Source organism: Paenibacillus sp. P3E, from assembly GCF_001909045.1.
GTDB lineage: Bacteria > Bacillota > Bacilli > Paenibacillales > Paenibacillaceae > Paenibacillus_AQ > Paenibacillus_AQ helianthi.
Genome location: NZ_LVWH01000163.1, coordinates 1 through 18,027, shown reverse-complemented (window position 1 = coordinate 18,027; position 18,027 = coordinate 1). Strand labels below are relative to the sequence as shown.

The following is an 18,027-nucleotide window of genomic DNA, read 5'->3' as shown; positions in this document are numbered from 1 at the left end:
AGAGAAAACGATGGAAAACAAGGTCGATTATCAGCTGGAGCTGGATCAAATCCGTGAAGCACTAGGGTATGACTTCATGTCATTGGCACTTGCCGACCCTGCAGATTATGACTATGTCATTCGATGGAAATACGCCTCAGGCAATCTGAATTCCCGGTATAAACGGATTGTTCTTCAGTCGGGAAGAGGGGTGGCGGGTATAGTATTCAAGACCGGAAAGTCGTTTTTACTCTCTTCAGTAAAGGAACAGGTACAGCAAGAAATGCTGTTTAATTATCCGATAGTTAAATCTGAGGATCTGCAAAGCATCGGGGCAGTGCCGCTTTGGAATGATGCCCGCGTAGCGGGTGTCCTTCTCGGCGGTTTCCGGGGAATTCAGCAGGTGAATGAAATGATGCTGAGGGACCTGGAGAATACAGCACGTAAGGGTATTGGAGACTTGAACGGGAAGGAATTGTTGCTGAGTTGATGCTGCCAACCGGGATGGATTCACTAAATATTCTGATGCTGAAGCTGTTCGAGAATAGCAGGGAGGCTATCTTCTTTTTTGACAGGGAAGGGAAGACACTGGCTATGAATCCGGCGGCCTCCAGTATTGTGGACAGTGGCTTTCTGAACCAGCTGGAGCAAGGGAATTCCCTTGCCCTCTGTAGTGCATGCAGGGGGTATACCAGTGACCAGGAGCTCCGCACCTGTCTCAACTGCTTTTTTCATACGCCGGAATCTGAGGATTTCACCTCTTACCAGGTCTACCTTGAGACAAAATATAAAGGGATAGTCCCCTACGCGGCAAGTTTTCATACCATAGATTCTGAGAATGGAATCCGGGTGTTAATGCTCCGGGATCTAACCAGACAATTCAAGACCCAGGAGAAATTTTATCAGAATAAAATGATGAAGCATGTGATTGAAGCCCAAGAGAATGAGCGCAAACGGATTTCCCGTGAGCTGCATGACAGCGTAGCACAGGAACTTATGAGCGCCGTAGTGGATTTGAGGGTTCTTAAGTATATGACCGCAGATGACAACATTCTTAAGAAGGTTAAGCAGACTGAAGTATCCATGACGCGGCTCTTGAACGATATCCGCAATCTCTCCGTGGAGCTTCGCCCGGCTGCTCTCGATGATTTCGGACTCGAAGCAGCCTTTCGTTCCCACTTTAAACGGCTGGAGCAAATCTATGGGCTCATCATAGAGTTTGAATCCGATCTCTCAGAGAACCGCTATGACAGTGAAATAGAAACGGTGATGTACCGGGTCTGTCAGGAAGCTGTGCTCAATGCTCTTAAGTATGCACAGGTAGACTTGGTCCGAGTCAAACTTACCGAGCAGGACGGAATGCTGAAGCTCACGATCGAAGATGAAGGTATCGGATTTAGTCCAGGGGATGAGCCGACTGGCACCGGACTGGGATTATACGGCATGCAGGAGCGGGCAGAATTAGTAGGAGGCAGCTTCAGCGTAAGGACGGAGACGGGAATGGGAACCTCGATTTTCATTCAAGTTCCTGTCGGAGATGGTAGTGGAAAGGAATGATCACCGGATGAAGATCGTTATCGCAGACGACCATGCCATTGTGCGCAGCGGTTTTTCCATGATTCTGAATTTCCAGGATGACATCGAAGTCATTGGTGCTGCTGCCGACGGGATTGAAGCCTATGCGTTGGTAGCAAAATGCAGGCCGGATATCCTGATCATGGATCTTAGCATGCCTCCCGGGGAGAGCGGACTAATTGCTACAGGCAAAATCAAGGAGGACTACCCCGATACAAAAATATTGATTCTGACCATGCATGATGATGAAGAATATCTGTTCCATGTCCTGAAGAACGGAGCGTCAGGTTATGTGCTGAAAAGTGCGCCGGATGAGGAGCTTTTACTGGCTATTCGCACCATCCATCAGGGAGGAACCTATATTCACCCCAAATTGGCTACCTCCCTGGTCCGTGAATTTATTAAAAAGGACAAAACAGCCGCTTCAGAAGACCCGTTTGAATTGCTGTCCAAGCGGGAGCTGGAGATTTTGCCGCTGATCGCCAAAGGCTACGGAAATAAAGAGATCGCTGAAAGGCTGTTTATCTCCGTGAAGACAGTTGAAGCCCATAAATCAAAGATCATGGAAAAATTACACCTGAAGAGCCGGCCCGAGCTGGTCGAATATGCCTTGAAAAAAAAGCTGCTGGATTTCTAAGCACGGATTGGAGGATATCTATGCCAAATTCCGCCGGTTTGTCCGCTACTTCTCCCGCTATGCGCATTCTAGAGAACGAGCACCGCTATTTGTCCTTTCTGATGCAAGAATGGCATACGATTGTTCTTTCTTTTGAACAAGACGACCTCCCGGGCGAGGAGGAAGCCAGGCACAGGATCAGGGAGCTGCGGAGGCTCATTATGGAGTTTCAGATTCCGCTTGCCAAGCATACACAAAAAGAAGAAGAACATTTTTTCCCGCTGCTCGGAAGCTACATAGGTTTTGAACAAGGGCCGCTGGTTGGTATTCAGGAAGAGCATGTGGAGATCGATGGATATTTGGGTCATTTCCTTCACCATACGGCAGGCGATTTGGAACTGGTGCCGCTGGCAAAGATGATATCCGCCGTGAAGGATGCCGGAGAGGCTTTTGAAATATTAACCGTTCATTTGGTCAAAGAAGAAGCGGTCATTTTTCCAATGGCTGAAACTCAGCTGAGCGAGCCGGATCATAAACGGCTTTTCTCTAGAATGAATACGCTCATTACATGAAATCTGCATACGGCTTCACTGTCCCCATTGGGATGGTGGAGCTGTTTTTTTATTTTCAGGGAATACCCTCTCAGGGACAGGGGACTCCCCTATATCAGTGGCAGAGTCACGGCAGATACAATAAGGACAGGAAGTGAGTTCATACACGCAGCAGATAAAAATGGCGGAAAAGGTGAGTGGAATGATTAAAAAATTGCAATTGCCGTTACAAACCCTGAATTTGATCGTAGGCTTTATGGTATGGGTAATTATTTCATCCCTAATGCCCTTTATTTCCGAGGATATATCTATTCCATCCGGAAAACTGGCTATGGTTACGGCGATTCCCGTAGTCCTAGGCTCGATCCTGCGTATTCCTCTCGGCTATTATGCCAATATTCTCGGGGCGCGTATCATTTTTATGGTCAGCTTTATCCTGCTGCTGTTTCCCGTCTTCTATATTAGCAATGCCACCACATATATAGACTTGATTGTTGGCGGATTGTTTTTAGGGATCGGCGGCGCCGTTTTTTCCGTAGGGGTCACCTCACTGCCCAAGTATTTCCCAAAAGAAAAGCACGGGTTTGTGAACGGGATCTACGGGGTTGGGAATTTGGGTACGGCCCTTACTACATTCACTGCTCCAATCGTAGCTGCCCATTATGGCTGGGCTACTGCTGTGAAGCTGTATCTGATCCTTCTGCTGGTATTTATTGCACTGAATTTCTTCTTCGGTGACCGCCATGAGCCTAAGGTTAGAACACCCATTATTGAACAGATCAAAGGGGTAGCTGCCAACGAGAAGCTCTGGTTGTTCTCGCTCTTCTATTTCATTACGTTCGGATCGTTTGTCGCATTTACCATTTATCTGCCTAACTTTCTGGTATCCAATTTTGGACTGGAAAAGGTGGATGCAGGCATGCGCACAGCAGGGTTTATTGCCGTTGCCACGTTCTTCCGGCCGGTTGGCGGCTGGTTGGCAGACAAATTCCAGCCATTATTTCTGCTCATCGGCACCTTCAGTATTTATACGGTTGCAGCAATCCTGTTAGCATTTCTGCCCTCTATTGGATTGTACACGGTTGGATGCCTGGCTATTGCCTTCAGTGCCGGGATTGGCAATGGGGTCATATTCAAATTAGTCCCGCTCTATTTCAATAAGCAGGCGGGGATTGCCAACGGGATTGTCTCGATGATGGGAGGGCTGGGCGGATTCTTCCCGCCGATCATGCTCTCCGTTATCTTTTCCATCACAGGCCAATATTCGATCGGGTTCATGCTGCTTTCACAAGTGGCTCTGGCGAGTCTTGTTCTTGTCATTTGGCTGTATTACAACGATCGCCTGGCGCTTACTTCTGAAGTGTTCAAATCTACAGCACAGGGAATTCTTGTTACAGATGCTTCGGGTGTTATCAAGAGCGTTAACCCTGCATTTACGAGGCTTACCGGTTTTACGGAAGCAGAGGTACTCGGCAAATTGCCAAATGTGCTGAAGTCAGGAAGGCAACCACAAGATTTTTACCGTAACATGTGGGGTGAAATCCGGGCAAAGGGAGTTTGGCAGGGTGAGATTTGGAACAGAAGGAAGAATGGTGAAGAGTATCTCCAGCTGCTGAATATCAGTGCTGTCAAGGATGAGACCGGTGCAGATATTCGTTATGTCGGTACATTCAGCGATATTACGCAGAAATAAGCGGGAGGTCACAAGTGATAAAAGGAGGGCGTATGACAACGACACCAATCACCGATCAACTAAGACGTCCTATCCGGGATTTGAGAATTTCGGTAACTGACCGTTGTAATTTTCGCTGTACCTACTGCATGCCTAAGGAAGTATTCGGTGACAATTACACCTTCATGCCTGCCCGCGAGCTGCTGTCTTTTGAGGAGATCCTTCGTTTGAGTAGGCTTTTTGTATCCTTGGGGGTTGTCAAAATTCGCTTGACCGGGGGAGAGCCGTTGCTGCGGAGTAATCTTCACGAGCTTATATCCGAAATTCGGTCTATAGATGGAATAGAGGACATTGGATTGACCACTAACGGTGTCTTCCTTGGGCAGCAGGCTAAAGGGTTATACAGTGCAGGATTGCGGCGTTTGAACATAAGCCTGGATGCGCTGAATCCGGAGATTTTCGGAAAGATGAACGGAAGAGGGACGAAACCTTCTTTAATCCTGAGAAATATCGATCAAGCCCGCGACCTTGGCTTTGAGATCAAAATCAACATGGTGGTTCAAAAAGGCGTTAATGAATCGGAGATCCTGCCGATGGCTGTCTATTTCAAGGAACGCAACATAACGCTGCGCTTCATTGAATTTATGGATGTGGGCAATGACAATGGCTGGAGCCTCGCAAAAGTTGTAACCAAAAAGGATATTCTCGAAAGCCTTCAAAGTGTTTATGAGCTTGAGGCTTTGGGGCTGGCGAGCCAGGGGGAAGTTGCTCAGCGTTACCGCTACAAGGACTGTCAGACAGAGATCGGATTTATCACTTCGGTATCTGAATCTTTTTGCTCCTCTTGTACACGGGCAAGGCTATCTTCTGACGGTAAATTCTATACTTGTCTGTTTGCATCCAAGGGTACCGATCTGCGGACATTACTTCGCAACGGTGCTGACAACAGTATGCTGATGAGCGTAATTAAGGACATTTGGGAGCTTCGCGGAGACCGGTATTCCGATGAGCGTCAGGAACAAAGTGCAGCCAGCAGGAACAAGATAAGTATGTCTTATATAGGTGGCTGACGGGTTGGGACACACATAATTGTATGACTATATAAAGTAGGAGTCGATGGTCACCCATGAACGGAGCAGAACTGCTGATTCAGCTATTGATTGACAAGAACGTCGAAACCATTTTTGGATATCCCGGCGGAGCCGTCCTTCCTCTGTACGATGCACTGTTTGATTGTAAAGCCATACAGCATGTATTGGTAAGACATGAGCAGGCGGCTGTTCATGCCGCAGATGGTTACGCAAGGGCTACGGGGCGTCCAGGGCTTGCCCTCGTCACCAGCGGGCCAGGCGCAACCAACGCCATTACCGGAATCGCAACAGCGTTTATGGATTCTATTCCGTTGGTTATCCTTACTGGTCAGGTGGCTACCGAATTAATCGGTCTGGACAGCTTCCAGGAAGTCGATATTTACGGAATGACGATGCCGGTTACTAAACATAATTACATGGTTAGGGAAGTTGGCGATCTTCACCGGATTGTAAATGAAGCCTTCTATTTGGCCACGTCAGGCCGTCCCGGTCCTGTATTGATCGATCTGCCGAAGAATATAATGACAGCCATAGTTGCGGACAAGCTGTACAATGAAATGTCTCCGCCACCCTTACATATCCGCGGCTATCAGCCCTATTTACAAATCCCTGCCCGCAGCCTTGAACTTGCGGCAGAGCAATTCAATCAAGCTGAACGTCCTTTAGTCCTTGTAGGCGGTGGCTGTATGCCGGGGGATACGCCCGCATGGTTGAAACAGTTTGTGGAGCGGTTTCGCCTTCCGGTTGCGAGCACCTTAATGGGATTGGGCGCCTTGCCTTCCGACCATCCCCAGCATTTAGGTATGGTGGGCATGCACGGAACTGTAGCGGCTAATCGAGCATTGCAGGCAGCCGATTTGGTATTATGTCTTGGAGTCCGCTTCAGTGACCGCGTTACAGGCAACCGCAAGTCATTCTCACCCGGCTCTTTTAAAATACAAGTTGATATTGATTCTTCTGAACTGAATAAGAACATCAATGTGGACCTATCCATAACAGGACTCATTTCAGAAATGCTTGCCGGATTGATGGAAGAAATACATAGAAGTGACCACTCCCCCTGGGAGAAACAAATTCAGCAGTGGATAAAGCGCTCTTCTAAATCTTCCCCACAACCAGAAGCGAAACTGACTCCGCAGGATGTAATAAAATGTATTGATGCAGCTACAGACGGCAATGCCATCATTTCAACCGATGTAGGCCAGCATCAAATCTGGACAGCCAGAAATTACAACTTTACCGAACCGCGCTCTTTTCTAACCTCCGGGGGACTTGGAACAATGGGTTATGGATTACCCGCAGCCATCGGTGCCGCAGTGGCTTACCCCAGTCGCGATGTCATCTGTATCACAGGGGATGGAAGCTTCCAGATGAATATGCAGGAGATTATGACCGCTGTGGATCTGGAGATTAACCTGAAGGTTGCCATTCTCAAGAATGGATATCTGGGGATGGTTAGACAGTGGCAGCAGCTGTTTCTTGGGCGAAGGTACTCTGCAGTGCACATCAGTTCACCAGACTTTGTTGCACTAGCCAAATCTTTTGGCGCTCACGGCTTTCGGGCACAGAGCTTGGAAGAAGCAGAGCACATGATTGAAGAAGCTTTTCACACCAAGGGTGTAGTAATCATGGAATTTGATATTACCGAAGAATCTAATGTATATCCCATCGTTCCCCCGGGGGCCGGGAATCACGACATGATCGAAGAGTAGCGGCATCACAATATAAAGAAGCGGGTTCCGGCAATCGGAATCCGCTTCTTTGCTTCCCTGGAGATATCTATGGTTAGAAATATAAGACAATCACTGATATGTACAGCATGACTGAAAAGACAATTTCCAGCATTCCGGTCCGTTTGGCTGTAATCTTGGTTCTTGGAAGGCCCGCTGCGCGTGCCAGCAGAATCAACAGGGGGAAGACTAAGGAAGGGAATATCAATATTCCCGTAAGCAGGAATAGACAGTGATATATGACCGATGCGTAATAATACTGCGGATTATTTTTCTCACGAATAATTGTTTTTACATACAAGGCAGTACCTGCGAAATATAGGAATGCTAGAATAAATAATTCGGCAGCCGTTTCCCAGTTTGTCCCGCCGCCAATATAAAATACAGGAAACAGCATCAGGCAGAACAGCAGAATACCTGAGATATCGTTGAGCAGCGCCCGTTCGTTTTTGGTTCTGGCATAGTACAGATTTACAGCGAAAAGAGGGAGTGCCAGTAGTGCAAACCAGAGAAGACGAGGCTCGGCAACAACCAGATAAATGATAAAAGGGAGGAGCAACAGGCCATACACTTGGAGCGGCTTGAGAATCCTGTCAAACCGTCTCGTTCGAACTCCTTGCAGCAGCTGGAAGATGAATAAATAAATCAGCAGCCAGCAAATGAACAAAGGTATATGGAGGAATAGCGCCCGTGAGGCTGCCATCCCTAACAAAAAAGGGAGAATCAGCATAGCCCATGCCCCATGTTGATTAGGAATATACTTTTTCAATATTACATACCTCCTATATCATTAGATGCTGTATTTCCCCGGCTCTATAAATATACGACCCTTCAAGGCACTATTTAGTGATTCCAAGCACACACTGCTGATTTCGCTAACTCATCACGATAAGCACTTGCAAACAGGATTTCCAGTATCGCCGCAAAAGGTCTTTCACACCTATAACTACCGTCATGCAAAAAATAATACTTGCATCTGCTTGTCAAATAGTGCTATTTTAAAATAAAAGCCACACGAAACAACGAAAAAGCACAAAAGAACAACTTGGGATCACAGGAGTGATCACCCGGATTTCAGGAGGCTTAATATGAATAACCGACATCTTACCTTTCACACGGATGGAACTTTTAAAATGGTGCAGTTTACCGATATCCATCTCCAGGATGGAATCGAGCCGGAGCGCGATGCCCGGACACTGGCGCTTATGCAGCGCATTCTGGAAACCGAGCAGCCGGATCTGGTTGTGTTCAGTGGTGACCTGATTTACAGCGTTGATACAGTGGACCCTAAGGCCACCTTCCGGCGGGTTATTGAGGTAGCGGTACAGGCCGGGACGCCGTTTGCCGTGATCTATGGCAACCACGATACGGAGAAGGGGGTTACACGGGCAGAGCTCCAGGCGATTTTGACGGAATATGAGTTATGTGTAGCTGAAGCGGGACCGGAAGAGATACACGGTACTGGAAATTATGCGCTACCTCTCTATAGCCATGCTGGAGACAGGGAGTCGGCGGTACTGTATTTCGTGGATTCGGGTGAATATGCGCCTGCTGCGATCGGAGGGTATGCCTGGATTCATCCCAATCAAGTCGAATGGTATTCCCGGGAATCTGCTAAGATTCGTGAGAGAAACGGCGGAATACTGCCTGCTCTGGCTTTTATGCATATTCCTATTCCCGAATACAATGAGGTGTGGCAGTCGGGGCGTGTAGCCGGGAGAAAAGGTGAAATGGTCTGCTGCTCCAAAGTGAATAGCGGCTGGTTCGCAGCGATGCTGGAAGCGGGGGATGTGATGGCAGCCTTCGCCGGGCACGATCATGACAATGATTACATAGGCGTACTGCACGGGATAACGCTGGCCTATGGCCGGGTGACCGGGCACAACACTTACGGGACACTGCAACGCGGCGCACGGGTCATACAACTCCTGGAAGGGGAGCGGCGTTTCGAGACTTGGATCAGGCTGGAGGATGGCAGTGTAATGTAGCCTAAGCATGGATAGAGACAACAGGAGGGTATACGAAATGAAGGTAGATTTTCATCTCCATCTGGAAGAAGGACCCTATTCCCCAAGGTGGCTGCAACGTACGCTCGAGAGTCTGGCGGCTATGAAAGGCAGCAGTGAGCAGATACATACGCTGTCTTGGATGCAGGAGAGCTTTCGTCTATTGGAACGGCGCATCGCGGGCGGAGCTTTCACTACAGAGTGGCTGGACCTGTATCTGGAGCAAGCCAAGAAGAGAGGCCTTCATACTGTCGGCATCGTTGATCATCTGTACCGGTTCACGAAATATAAAGCCTATTATGAAAAGCATATGGTCCTGGATGATACCTGGATAGGCCGTTTACAGCGGGAATGGCTGGACCAAGTATGCATGGCAGATTCGGACGATTTTGTACGATGCATTCAGCTCCACAAGGAGAAATGGCGGCACGAGGGTATTGAGCTGCGGCTCGGTATCGAAGCGGACTATTTTCCGGGCTGCGAACTGGAGCTAAGCCGTATATTGGCGGAACAGCCGTATGACTATGTTATCGGCTCAGTGCACTTTGTAGATGGCTGGGGCTTTGACAATCCAGCGACACAAACGTATTTTGAACAATTCGATCTGGAAGCACTGTACGCCCGGTTCTTCGAAATCGTCGGTAATGCGATCACTTCACGCTTGTTCGATATGGTTGCCCACCTGGATAACCTCAAAGCCTTCAACTATCGCCCCGACGAGCAACGGTTGCTGTCATCGTATGAGCGAATTGCGGATCTGCTGATTGCACATGATACAGCCACAGAGATTAACGCAGGTATGGTGTACCGTTATCCAATTCAGGAAATGTGCCCGAGCCCGGCTTTCCTGGCGGTATTGGCGGCCAAAGGCGTGCTTTTCACGACCTCCACCGATGCTCATTTTCCTGAAGATCTTGGCGGCTATACGGATCAGCAGCTCGAACTTCTGAAGCAGGCGGGGATACGGGACATTGTAACCTTCCACAACCGGCAAAGAAGCCGGCACGGGCTGGAATAACGAATACATGGCGAGTCTTTCTTCTTGAAGAAAGGCTCGTTTTGTTATAGTTGGGTATGTTTTTTGGATCGGTTATAATAGAATACACAAGTTCGGTAGAGGAGAGTTGTTCAGATGAAGAGCACAATGAAAACGAATATAATAGAATACTGTTTGCAGAAAAAAGGGGCAACCCAGGAGTACCCCTTCGGACCTGAACCCTTGGTGATTAAAATTAAAGACAAAATGTTCGCTCTGATTTTTGAGAATATTGAGAAGCACACCATTATCAACCTGAAATGTGATCCTGTAATTGCGGATAATCTAAGAGAGCAGTATGAAAACGTTCGTCCAGGTTACCATATGAACAAAAAACACTGGAATTCAATAGCCCTCGATGGTTCCGTGCCCGAGCCTGATCTATTTGCTATGATCGACCACTCTTATCTTTTAGTGGTTAAAACCCTCCCCAAAAGCCTCCAAAACTCCATACTGGAGAATTAATGTTAAGGGCTTAATATCGTATAAGTGTATCCTACTCTTGCATTTGCCCTGACCTCCGGCGACGCAGGCTCATGACAACCAAGGACAAGGCAACGCCCGTGAGGATCAGCCCAAGCACCCGGAATCCCCCGAAGCTGAACTTTCCGCCCATTACAATCCCTATCAACAATGAGGAGAGAATCGTTCCAAGGTATCTGGATGTATTGAACAAACCGGACGCTACTCCGATTATTTCTTTCGGTGAGCTTTTGAACAGGGCTGCTTGCATACCGACATTATTAAGCCCATTACTTATTCCGAAAACAGCTAAAGCCACACACACACTGATCACTGGTGAATGTTGATTCAATGACACGATCCAAACGGACCCCAACGTCATTAATATGGCGGACACCAAGAGTGCCGGACCTGCCCCCGATTGATCGATCCAACGTCCTGCCAGCGGAGAAACCACTAGTGAGCACAATCCTAAGGTTAACATCAGAATCCCTGTTTGGAATTCACTGACATGACGTACCATTTGCAAATAGGAAGGAAGCCCGAAAAATACCGAATAATACAATACATTGACAAGCATGAATTCAATATTGACCCAAGTCATTGCAGGATAGTGTGCAAATGTACGTAAGGGAATAAAAGGTGAGGTCGTTTGCAGCTCGTGCCGGACGAAAGCCCAAATGAATATGAGGCCAATCAGTCCGACAGTAACCGTTAACCATGAGATATGCCCGGATGATTTTGCCGACAGTAATCCAACGAGTAGTGCAACCAGACCTGTTGTGAAAAGCAGGATACCTGTTACATCAATCATCTGTGCCCAATTCCGAAAAGATATGTTGCTTGCGATGGCTGCTCGCGGATCGTCCTTAGGAATTGTCCTCCAGGCCATAAGAAAGCTCACCGCCACAAACGGAATATTGACGAAAAAGATAGCATGCCAATCCCACCAATGAATGATTACCCCGCCAATAAAGGGGCCAATAGCTGCTGCTCCAGATAGGAATATGGATAAAACAGATAATGCCGTCGCTTGCTTCTCTGTGATATGAACTCGCACAATGGCCATTCCAACGGCAACCATCATACTTGTTCCAATGGATTGCACGATACGGAACACGATAAGCCACCCAAAGCTAGGCGACAGTGGAGCTAAGAATGAGGCAGCGAAGGCAACACATAACCCGGTAAGGAATATTTTTCTGCGGCCGAATAAATCACTGGCTTTTCCCATGACAGGTTGTGCAACAGCACTCGCTATGTAAAAAGAAAAAATAACCCAAGAAACCTGTGTGAAATCGAGCTGAAACACCTGTTGCAGCCGTGGAATCGCAACCGAAACCATCGAAGAGTTAAGTGGATTCAAGAGAATACCCAATCCCACGGAAATCATTAACCACCAGCTACGTGAATTCATTTGTGAGTTCCTCCCCGTATTGTTTTAAACCTATCTTACTTGACATGATGTATTTACTCCAACGCATTTCATGTTATGATTTCATTGACCCAAGGGAATGAATGGAGGCTGAGAGATGGAACTTCTTCAATTGCAATATTTTATAACCGTAGCTCGATTGGAGCATGTTACTGAAGCTGCACGAAGTCTGCACGTTACTCAATCCTCTCTGAGCAAAACGATTGCCCGTCTGGAGGACGATTTGGGGGCTCCCTTATTTGACCGGACCGGAAGAAGACTGCGGTTGAATGAGTTCGGAAGCAGATTTCTCTGCCGTGCAGAACGGGCTTTGTTTGAATTGGAACAGGGCAAGCAGGAGATTAAGGATCTGGCCAACCTGGAACATAGGACCCTGGAACTGGCGGTGACCGCCGCAAGCATGCTGCCCAATATCCTTCGGGAGTTTCGGAAAAAGAGGCCTTCTGTTCACTTTCATGTTCAAATGCTTGCCACGCAGGAAATGGTCGCACTTCTTCTTAGTGGAGCGGTAGATGTATGCTTGTCTTCACCTCCGGTACAAGGGGATGATATTGAATGTCAAATTGTATACATGGACCCGATCGTTGTCGCTGTACCTAAGGGGCATCACCTAGCAAATCGAAAAAAGGTATCTTTGATAGAACTAAGGGATGAGTGGTTTGTCGGTGTAAAGAGAGGCTACGGGACTCGCGATAGAGTTGACGCGGTTTGCGAATCTGCTGGATTTGTACCCCAATATGTATATGAGGGAGATGAACCTGCAAGGTTAAGTGCTCTTGTGGAAGCGGAAATCGGTATAGCCTTCATGCCAAACAGTGCACGGAACTCACGGGAAGACATCCACTATATTCAAGTGGAGGATCACGAAATGGTAAGAGAAATCGCTTTATTATGGCACAAAAGCCGCTACATTTCGCAGGCTGCTCTGGAATTCCGTGAGGTGGTTGTGGAATATTTCCGGTCGATGTGTTGAATTCCAGCAGGTTCATTAATAACTAAAGAATAGCAGAGAAGCCCTCCAGGCATAGCCGGGGGGCTTCTCTGCTTCTCTCTATGTCAATATGAGCCTTCCTAAATTGTGGGAAACCATATTCATCACTAGCAGCATCCGGATATCCGGAGCAGTGGGTTGCGGATTTATATTGACACAGAAGTGTTTCTCTTCTCTATCGACTCAGCTCATATGATATGTTATCATGATAAACTGATAACGTGTTAACGAACTAAAGCACATGATCCAATGTGTTATCTACTAGGGGGATTTGTGAGATGAAGAGAAGAGGAATATTGGTATTATTAGTTGTAATGGCTATTACTGTGATAGCGGGCTGCTCCAGTTCAGGCAGTAAGGATGGCAAGCTGGTGATCGGTATAGATGATAAGTTTGCACCGATGGGCTTCAGAGATGATAACAATGAAATTGTCGGTTTTGATATTGATTATGCGAAAGCGGCAGCTGAGAAAATGGGCAAAGAGGTTACCTTCCAGCCAATAGACTGGTCAGCCAAGGAATCGGAGCTGAACAGTGGACGCATTGATATGATTTGGAACGGGTACACCATAACAGACGAGCGTAAGGAGAAGGTCTTATTTACCAAGCCTTATCTGGAGAACAGCCAGGTTGTAGTCGTACTGGCGAATTCAACGCTGTCGAAGCTGGATGATCTGGCCGGAAAAGAAGTCGGACTGCAGAGCCTTTCGTCGGCTGCGGATGCCCTGGAGGCCAGCCCTATCAAGGCCAAGCTTTCTGGTGTTTCCGAGTTCACGGATAATGTGCTTGCCCTGACGGACCTGAAGTCGGGACGCCTGGATGGCGTGGTCATTGATGAAGTGGTGGCAAGATATTATATGTCCAAGGAACCGGACACTTACAAGCTGCTGGATGAATCCCTTGCTCCTGAGCAATACGGCATCGGCATTAAGAAAGGCAATGAAGCACTGCTGACTGAGCTGCAGAAGGCTCTAGATGAATTGAACAGTGACGGAACGGCTGCTAAAATCTCAACGAAGTGGTTTGGAGAAAATAAAGTACTTAAATAGATTGTTTCCTTTAGGAGTCGGGTGAAAGACATGAATATTGACTATATTATTAAGATTTCCGGGCCGATGCTGGAGGGAGCGCGGACGACCGTCTTACTGTTCCTGATTGTGATCCTGCTGTCCATTCCACTCGGAATGATTGTTACTCTAATGGCCAAAAGTGCCCTTAAGCCGCTGGCCTGGATCGCACACACTTATATCTACGTCATGCGCGGAACACCACTGTTGCTGCAGCTGCTGTTCTTCTGCTTCGGCCTGCCGCAGATTCCCGTGATTGGGCAGTATCTGGTCATGGACCGTTTCGTCGCAGCCAGCCTTGGGTTTATCCTCAATTATGGTGCGTATTTTGCCGAGATTTTCCGTGGCGGGATGCTGTCGATTGACAAGGGACAACATGAGGCGGCTAAGGTGCTCGGACTCAGCAAATGGCAGACCCTGCGCAAGGTGATTCTCGCCCAAATGTTCCGGGTGGCACTGCCGGCGGTAGCCAACGAGTCGATTACCCTGATCAAGGATACTGCCTTGCTATATGCAGTAGCCGTACCGGAGCTGTTGAATTTTGCAAAAACTGCGGTGAACCGCGATTTTACAGTGACCCCATTTGTAGTAGCGGGCGTAATTTATTTGCTGATGACACTGGTGCTTACGCTGTTCTTCAAGGGTCTGGAGAAACGTTTCAAATATGAGTAGAAGGGCTGTTTGGCTATGAGTAGTATGATTGAAGTAAAACAATTGCAGAAATCTTTCGGCAGCCTCGATGTGCTGAAAAAGATTACCTTTGACGTTAAACCCGGAGAAGTAGTGGCGGTGATCGGGCCTTCCGGCTCCGGAAAAAGCACCATGCTCCGCAGTCTTGTGCATCTGGAAGAGGTTACCGGCGGGAGCATCTTTATTCAAGGTAAGCCGCTCGTGGAGAACGGTAAATACGCTAGTGGTGCGGACATTAGGGGGATTACCGCAGCTATGGGCATGGTGTTTCAGCACTTTAATCTTTTCCCTCACCTCACTGTACGGGGTAACCTGGAACTTGCGCCGAGAACGCTGAAACGGGAGAACACTCAGGATATAACCGCTAAAAGCCGGGAACTGCTCTCCAAGGTTGGTCTTGCTGACAAAGCAGAGGTATACCCCTCCATGCTGTCAGGCGGGCAGAAGCAGCGGGTGGCTATCGCCAGAGCACTTATGCTCAACCCGGACATTCTGCTGTTTGACGAGCCGACGTCGGCGCTTGATCCCGAACTGACCGGCGAGGTGCTGCGTGTCATCCGCCAGCTTGCGGAGGAGAACATGACGATGATCATCGTCACACATGAGATGAACTTTGCCCGAGATGTGGCAGACCGTGTATTCTTTATGGACAACGGGGAAATCGCTGAATCGGGCACACCGGAGGAAATCTTCGGCAACCCGCAGCTGGAGCGGACCCGGACATTTTTATATCGGGATTAAACGTAAGTGGAATTTAAGAAAGTGCATAGCTGATGCTATGTGCTTTTTTTGTCTATCGGAGACCGAGATTTCAGCTTATAATCCTCGCTTATCCCCAGACGATCCGCGATGACAGCGTTACTCCAAGCTGCTGCAGGAACCTTTTCCAAGTCCAGCCTTCTCCCCGGAAATTTGCGGGGCGGGACAGCCTGGAACGGTGCGTAATGAATGGTGTAGGAGGAAGCCAGCCTATGTTGAACATTGGATTGATCGACTTCGGCGTTATGCACCGTATGCATTTCGGTAACTATTGAACTGAAAGCGATTTGCGACATTCTGGATTGATGAGATGAAGGAGGTGCTTCGATTGACTTTCTGACAAGCGTGGACAAGCATGGTTTTGACAGTGGGCTTAGAAAGTGAGAAAATATGGCTTTGTAGAAGAGGAGGCAGATTAATGAATCAGCGTTTTCGTATAACCCGATCCATGCAAGATAACAATGCGGAGCAAAGCATCTCTTTGGAAGAGTGCAAACAATATTTTGCATCCTCACCTGACTTTTCGTACTCGCAGGTTCTTACCATTCAAGGAGCAGATAGTATCATGTCCATCGATGGTGATTTTTTTATGTGGAAACTTGGGGATATGGAGATTCCTTTCCGGCTGTATATGGGAGATTTGTATGTAGCGATTTCAAACGAAGCTATTGTTCCCAAAATGATTGAAGTGGCTACGGATCTGCGAGCAGATGTGGTGGAAGGGTGAACTGGAGAAGCGAGTAATTCCTATTGTAAGCAAAGCATCCGCTCTCATGGCGGATGCCTTTTTGTTTATTTCATTTAAAATACTCACAGCTAAATCGTGTGAAAACAGCGTGGGAATCAGGTTTTTCTCCAACTGCATACAAGCCGATAAGTACACCTGTAAATCCTCCTGCTACTTCTGAGGAAAGGTATCTGGTTTGCGCAGCTCCAAGTTGGGTTTCTGTCCCATTGACTTGAGCGTAGAAGTGATAATGAGTAGGAGTAGACTTGATAACCAATGTAGCCTGATTATTTTGGTCCATATCTATAGCTCTTTCAATGGATTTAATATCACCGATATTCAGTCGTTCAATGACCTCGTATCCATCTTGATGTCCGCGCAGTGCCAGATCATAATGGTGGTTTTCGTCCATATAGACCGTTATGCCGGCTTCGCCATCGGTAAGGCTGATATCGCATGAAATAACCGCGTTGAAGTCTTTTTGACGAATGCCTATAAATGTAGGAGATGCCGGAACATCCAGTGTAACACCGGTACCTTTAAGCTTCGCTTTATCGGATTCCAACATATAATGCTCTGCAACCGGATGTCGGAGATAACACCAGTCCAGAGCCCAATCGGTGTTCTCGAACGTGAAGAGCTGTTTCTCCTGTTGATGGATGGTACCCGCGATACGATCGGTCTCGAAACTTAATAGAGTGGTACCCTTATGACCTGCCGTAAACCATCCATCCTCGCCAAAAGTAACCGGGGTCAGGAATACTTCACGTCCCAAGTGGTGATAAGTAAGATACTGACCCGTCTGACGGAACCCCAGATGCAACAGCCACCAATTCCCTTCGTGGTCTTGGATCAGATCACCGTGGCCAACGCCTTGAAGCTCGTAACCGCCTAAATTCCGATTGGTCAAAACAGGGTTATTCTTATAGGCCTCAAACGGGCCGGAAGGTGAATCTCCCCGCGCATAAGTGACCATATGGCCGTATTCGGTTCCGCCTTCAGCTGCCATCAGATAATACCGTCCATTTATTTTGTATAGATGAGGGCTTTCCAGATAGCGTCCCCCTGTACCTTGCCAGACTGAACGGCTTGGAGACAGCTTGCGGCCGGATTCAATATCAATTTCACACTGGACAATACCGGCAGCTCCATCATCATCTGTACCATTGCTCATGAAATACGTTTTTCCGTCTTCAAAATATAAATCCGGATCGATTCCCCCTTGATCAACATTGATAGGTTCAGACCATTCGCCATAAATATCATCGGTCCAGACATAAAAGTTCTGACGTGTAGTATCATTTGTGGTCGTCATGTAGAATCGGCCTTGATGGTAACGCAGGGTTGGCGCAAAGACACCCCCGGAGCTGCTTACACTATCCAGCTGAACCTGGCTTTTCCGGGTTAAGCAATGTCCGATGGGGGTCCAATTTATCAGGTCTTGGCTCTTAAAAATCGGAACACCGGGGAAATATTGAAAGGAACTGCATACCAGATAATAGGTATTTTCCACTTTGCATACGCTGGGGTCAGGGTAAAACCCTTTGATGACCGGATTATTGTATTTCATTATATCCTCCTCATTATAAATTCATATATGTACGAATTCAGCTTGCCTTGCTGCTAAGAAAATTACACAC

Annotated in this window: 19 protein-coding genes; 15 read left to right on the top strand and 4 right to left on the bottom strand. The window is 47.7% G+C overall.

Annotation, left to right across the window (positions count from 1 at the left end):
• The first annotated feature begins 10 nt into the window (after positions 1-10).
• From A3842_RS14515 to ilvB, 7 genes are all read left to right on the top strand, one after another.
• Positions 11-469 (top strand): GAF domain-containing protein, encoded by a 459-nt coding sequence (locus A3842_RS14515; RefSeq protein ID WP_074101869.1) that lies wholly within the window; start codon positions 11-13, stop codon positions 467-469.
• A gap of 14 nt (positions 470-483) precedes the next feature.
• Positions 484-1,536, top strand: a complete 1,053-nt coding sequence (locus tag A3842_RS14510) for a sensor histidine kinase (RefSeq protein ID WP_371916003.1) — start codon at positions 484-486, stop codon at positions 1,534-1,536.
• Positions 1,537-1,543: 7 nt separating this feature from the next.
• Positions 1,544-2,191: a response regulator gene (locus A3842_RS14505; protein WP_074101867.1), complete on the top strand. Its 648-nt coding sequence runs from the start codon at positions 1,544-1,546 to the stop codon at positions 2,189-2,191.
• Positions 2,192-2,211: 20 nt separating this feature from the next.
• Positions 2,212-2,742, top strand: coding sequence for a hemerythrin domain-containing protein (locus tag A3842_RS14500; RefSeq protein ID WP_074101866.1), 531 nt, complete (start codon positions 2,212-2,214; stop codon positions 2,740-2,742).
• 181 nt (positions 2,743-2,923) lie between these two features.
• On the top strand, positions 2,924-4,414 hold the full coding sequence (locus tag A3842_RS14495; protein WP_074101907.1) for a nitrate/nitrite transporter: 1,491 nt from the start codon (positions 2,924-2,926) through the stop codon (positions 4,412-4,414).
• Positions 4,415-4,446: 32 nt separating this feature from the next.
• Positions 4,447-5,463, top strand: coding sequence for a GTP 3',8-cyclase MoaA (gene moaA, locus A3842_RS14490; protein WP_074101865.1), 1,017 nt, complete (start codon positions 4,447-4,449; stop codon positions 5,461-5,463).
• Between the two features lie 56 nt (positions 5,464-5,519).
• Positions 5,520-7,196 (top strand): biosynthetic-type acetolactate synthase large subunit, encoded by a 1,677-nt coding sequence (gene ilvB / locus A3842_RS14485; RefSeq protein ID WP_074101864.1) that lies wholly within the window; start codon positions 5,520-5,522, stop codon positions 7,194-7,196.
• A 73-nt stretch (positions 7,197-7,269) separates the two neighbouring features.
• Here the strand turns inward: ilvB and A3842_RS14480 are convergent, their stop codons facing one another.
• On the bottom strand, positions 7,270-7,983 hold the full coding sequence (locus A3842_RS14480) for a YwiC-like family protein (RefSeq protein ID WP_074101863.1): 714 nt from the start codon (positions 7,981-7,983) through the stop codon (positions 7,270-7,272).
• A gap of 319 nt (positions 7,984-8,302) precedes the next feature.
• On the opposite strand from A3842_RS14480, the gene A3842_RS14475 reads away from it, so the two are divergent.
• The 3 genes from A3842_RS14475 (at position 8,303) to A3842_RS14465 (ending at position 10,721) form a co-directional block, all read left to right on the top strand.
• Complete coding sequence (locus tag A3842_RS14475) at positions 8,303-9,202, top strand: metallophosphoesterase family protein (RefSeq protein WP_074101862.1); 900 nt, start codon at positions 8,303-8,305, stop codon at positions 9,200-9,202.
• Between the two features lie 37 nt (positions 9,203-9,239).
• On the top strand, positions 9,240-10,238 hold the full coding sequence (locus A3842_RS14470) for a histidinol phosphate phosphatase domain-containing protein (protein WP_074101861.1): 999 nt from the start codon (positions 9,240-9,242) through the stop codon (positions 10,236-10,238).
• A 126-nt stretch (positions 10,239-10,364) separates the two neighbouring features.
• Positions 10,365-10,721 carry an MmcQ/YjbR family DNA-binding protein gene (locus A3842_RS14465; protein WP_074101906.1) on the top strand — a complete coding sequence of 119 codons (357 nt, stop codon included), beginning with the start codon at positions 10,365-10,367 and terminating at the stop codon, positions 10,719-10,721.
• A 31-nt stretch (positions 10,722-10,752) separates the two neighbouring features.
• Here A3842_RS14465 and A3842_RS14460 read toward each other — a convergent pair whose 3' ends face one another.
• Positions 10,753-12,135, bottom strand: a complete 1,383-nt coding sequence (locus A3842_RS14460; protein ID WP_074101860.1) for an MFS transporter — start codon at positions 12,133-12,135, stop codon at positions 10,753-10,755.
• A 115-nt stretch (positions 12,136-12,250) separates the two neighbouring features.
• Between A3842_RS14460 and A3842_RS14455 the strand changes: the two genes are divergently transcribed.
• The 4 genes from A3842_RS14455 to A3842_RS14440 all read left to right on the top strand — a co-directional run bounded on the left by A3842_RS14455 (position 12,251) and on the right by A3842_RS14440 (position 15,642).
• Complete coding sequence (locus tag A3842_RS14455; protein ID WP_074101859.1) at positions 12,251-13,126, top strand: LysR family transcriptional regulator; 876 nt, start codon at positions 12,251-12,253, stop codon at positions 13,124-13,126.
• A gap of 296 nt (positions 13,127-13,422) precedes the next feature.
• The gene (locus tag A3842_RS14450; RefSeq protein WP_074101858.1) at positions 13,423-14,193 is read left to right on the top strand and encodes an amino acid ABC transporter substrate-binding protein; all 771 of its coding nucleotides are present in this window, start codon (positions 13,423-13,425) and stop codon (positions 14,191-14,193) included.
• A gap of 30 nt (positions 14,194-14,223) precedes the next feature.
• On the top strand, positions 14,224-14,883 hold the full coding sequence (locus A3842_RS14445) for an amino acid ABC transporter permease (protein WP_074084406.1): 660 nt from the start codon (positions 14,224-14,226) through the stop codon (positions 14,881-14,883).
• Positions 14,884-14,898: 15 nt separating this feature from the next.
• A complete protein-coding gene (locus tag A3842_RS14440; RefSeq protein WP_074084405.1) occupies positions 14,899-15,642 on the top strand; it encodes an amino acid ABC transporter ATP-binding protein in 744 nt (247 codons plus the stop codon).
• Between the two features lie 35 nt (positions 15,643-15,677).
• Here A3842_RS14440 and A3842_RS32035 read toward each other — a convergent pair whose 3' ends face one another.
• Complete coding sequence (locus A3842_RS32035) at positions 15,678-15,956, bottom strand: hypothetical protein (RefSeq protein WP_143186283.1); 279 nt, start codon at positions 15,954-15,956, stop codon at positions 15,678-15,680.
• 122 nt (positions 15,957-16,078) lie between these two features.
• On the opposite strand from A3842_RS32035, the gene A3842_RS14435 reads away from it, so the two are divergent.
• Positions 16,079-16,387, top strand: coding sequence for a hypothetical protein (locus A3842_RS14435; RefSeq protein ID WP_074101857.1), 309 nt, complete (start codon positions 16,079-16,081; stop codon positions 16,385-16,387).
• A gap of 70 nt (positions 16,388-16,457) precedes the next feature.
• On the opposite strand, the gene A3842_RS14430 is transcribed toward A3842_RS14435, so the two are convergent.
• Positions 16,458-17,957 (bottom strand): glycoside hydrolase family 43 protein, encoded by a 1,500-nt coding sequence (locus A3842_RS14430; protein ID WP_074101856.1) that lies wholly within the window; start codon positions 17,955-17,957, stop codon positions 16,458-16,460.
• Positions 17,958-18,027 lie beyond the last annotated feature (70 nt).

Bases quoted from the DNA above. Each gene is read 5' to 3' on its own strand.
- A3842_RS14515 (WP_074101869.1), top strand. From the start codon at position 11: ATGGAAAACAAGGTCGATTATCAGCTGGAGCTGGATCAAATCCGTGAA.
- A3842_RS14510 (WP_371916003.1), top strand. From the start codon at position 484: ATGGATTCACTAAATATTCTGATGCTGAAGCTGTTCGAGAATAGCAGG.
- A3842_RS14505 (WP_074101867.1), top strand. From the start codon at position 1,544: ATGAAGATCGTTATCGCAGACGACCATGCCATTGTGCGCAGCGGTTTT.
- A3842_RS14500 (WP_074101866.1), top strand. From the start codon at position 2,212: ATGCCAAATTCCGCCGGTTTGTCCGCTACTTCTCCCGCTATGCGCATT.
- A3842_RS14495 (WP_074101907.1), top strand. From the start codon at position 2,924: ATGATTAAAAAATTGCAATTGCCGTTACAAACCCTGAATTTGATCGTA.
- moaA (WP_074101865.1), top strand. From the start codon at position 4,447: ATGACAACGACACCAATCACCGATCAACTAAGACGTCCTATCCGGGAT.
- ilvB (WP_074101864.1), top strand. From the start codon at position 5,520: ATGAACGGAGCAGAACTGCTGATTCAGCTATTGATTGACAAGAACGTC.
- A3842_RS14475 (WP_074101862.1), top strand. From the start codon at position 8,303: ATGAATAACCGACATCTTACCTTTCACACGGATGGAACTTTTAAAATG.
- A3842_RS14470 (WP_074101861.1), top strand. From the start codon at position 9,240: ATGAAGGTAGATTTTCATCTCCATCTGGAAGAAGGACCCTATTCCCCA.
- A3842_RS14465 (WP_074101906.1), top strand. From the start codon at position 10,365: ATGAAAACGAATATAATAGAATACTGTTTGCAGAAAAAAGGGGCAACC.
- A3842_RS14460 (WP_074101860.1), bottom strand. From the start codon at position 12,135: ATGAATTCACGTAGCTGGTGGTTAATGATTTCCGTGGGATTGGGTATT.
- A3842_RS14455 (WP_074101859.1), top strand. From the start codon at position 12,251: ATGGAACTTCTTCAATTGCAATATTTTATAACCGTAGCTCGATTGGAG.
- A3842_RS14450 (WP_074101858.1), top strand. From the start codon at position 13,423: ATGAAGAGAAGAGGAATATTGGTATTATTAGTTGTAATGGCTATTACT.
- A3842_RS14445 (WP_074084406.1), top strand. From the start codon at position 14,224: ATGAATATTGACTATATTATTAAGATTTCCGGGCCGATGCTGGAGGGA.
- A3842_RS14440 (WP_074084405.1), top strand. From the start codon at position 14,899: ATGAGTAGTATGATTGAAGTAAAACAATTGCAGAAATCTTTCGGCAGC.
- A3842_RS32035 (WP_143186283.1), bottom strand. From the start codon at position 15,956: ATGTCGCAAATCGCTTTCAGTTCAATAGTTACCGAAATGCATACGGTG.
- A3842_RS14435 (WP_074101857.1), top strand. From the start codon at position 16,079: ATGAATCAGCGTTTTCGTATAACCCGATCCATGCAAGATAACAATGCG.
- A3842_RS14430 (WP_074101856.1), bottom strand. From the start codon at position 17,957: ATGAAATACAATAATCCGGTCATCAAAGGGTTTTACCCTGACCCCAGC.